1 protein-coding gene is annotated in these 1,582 nt (G+C 61.3%); it reads left to right on the top strand.

Going from position 1 to position 1,582, the window contains the following annotated elements; translation table 11 throughout:
* Positions 1-661: 661 nt before the first annotated feature.
* Positions 662-1,582, top strand: a 921-nt coding sequence (locus ACIQ2D_RS21880; RefSeq protein WP_391527255.1) for a DUF4331 family protein, incomplete at its 3' end; no start/stop codon positions are given.

Raw genomic sequence — 1,582 nt, 5'->3', positions numbered from 1 at the left:
ACACCGGGAAGTCGTGCGTCTCGTGTTGCCCCGGCGGGAGGCGCCCGCCGCCACCGTTGCTGTGCCCGGCGCCGAACCCCCTGCTGATCACGCTCATATCCGCTCCTCGGATCTCGTTTGCTTGGTGGATCGTGGGAGAACCTCTCCGAGCTGGTCGAGCAACTCTCAGAGGAAACCTCGTACAGACCACATGACGAAACGTGACTCAATCTGCGTAACCTCCTCCCGCAAGGCGCGACCATATTCGATTGTGGAGAGTCGAAGATTACTGCACTTTGGACCCCTGAGTCCATTCCTTGAGGGTCGCGTTGGGGGTGGCCACCGGCAATCTGAGGGAGGACCGCTCGAAATTGCATCCGCGAGAGCGTCTTACGTCGTTGCCGGCCACGTCTACGGTTTCTGGGAATGCTGCCGTTGCTTCGGGTGCCTGGACGGTGATGGTCCGTGCGGTGTAGGTATCATCACTGATCAATCCTCAGAGCTATCCACGACAGCCCGCCATCCCCATTGTACCGGTTGGTACGCAGCTGGGCTCGCTTTTTACCCGATTCGCTGCATCCGGCTCCTGTTACCGCAAGCTGCCGCTGTTGATCGACTCGTCCATTTGAAACCGCTGGCTACATGCCACGACTACGTAACGCCCGGCAAGGAGGCCCTCCCTATGTCCCACCACTTCGACACCCCCACTGCCCGAGAAGACCCCCGCCTCGACCTGTGTGACTTCTACCTTTTCGCCGGCACCGAGGACACGACGGTGATGGCGATGACCATCAATCCCACTGCCGACGCGGACACGGTCGCACCGTTTCGAGACGAAGCTCTCTATGTCTTCCGAATCGACACCGATGGCGATCGACGCGAGGACGTCGCGATCAAATTTCGCGCCGGCGAAGTCGTCCACGTCTCCACCGATAAGGGTGAGGCTCACGCACAGCGCATCGAAGTTCGCTACGCCACAGGGGAAGACGCCACCAGCGGGGCAGGCGGTGAGGTCATCGCAGTCGGTACGACGGGTTCGACGATCCTGGGCAGCGACGGCGTTCGGGTATTCGCCGGCGTCGTCCAGGACGTCTTCGGTGGCGACGCTGCCGCGCTCGCGAAGTTCCAAGCCGCATTCGCTCGTGGCACCTATGAACCCGAGGCGTTCGACAGCCAGGTGAACTTTTTCGCCGGCAGAACGGTGGGGGCGATTGTCCTGGAGGTGCCCAATTCCATGCTGAGAACGTCAGGCTTGCTGCATGCATGGCCCACCGTCTCCCTGATAGGTCACGCACCCGAACAACAGGTGGCGCGCTGGGGCTTGCCGTTGTTCAGCCACCTTTTTCTCAGCGATGATGAGTTACGTGAGGCTTTCAACCGAAGCGCCACCTCGGCAGATGACTCGGCATTCGTGGCCAGCGCGCAAGCCACCGTGGCGAAGTACGTCGAACTCGCCGGTACATCGGCCGACCCTCAAGCGTACGCCCGCCGAGTCACAGAGATGTTCGGTCCGATGGTGCTTCCCTTCGTTGTCGGCAGCACCGCGTCGTTCGACTACACAGGCTTTAACGGTCGCGCGCTCGCCGACAACGTCATGGACAAT

It is taken from the genome of Lysinibacillus sp. NPDC097287 (assembly GCF_044761695.1).
Taxonomy (GTDB): Bacteria; Bacillota; Bacilli; order Bacillales_A; family Planococcaceae; genus Lysinibacillus.
The sequence above is the reverse complement of the archived record's forward strand: the minus strand, read 5'-3'. Positions and strand labels throughout refer to the sequence as shown.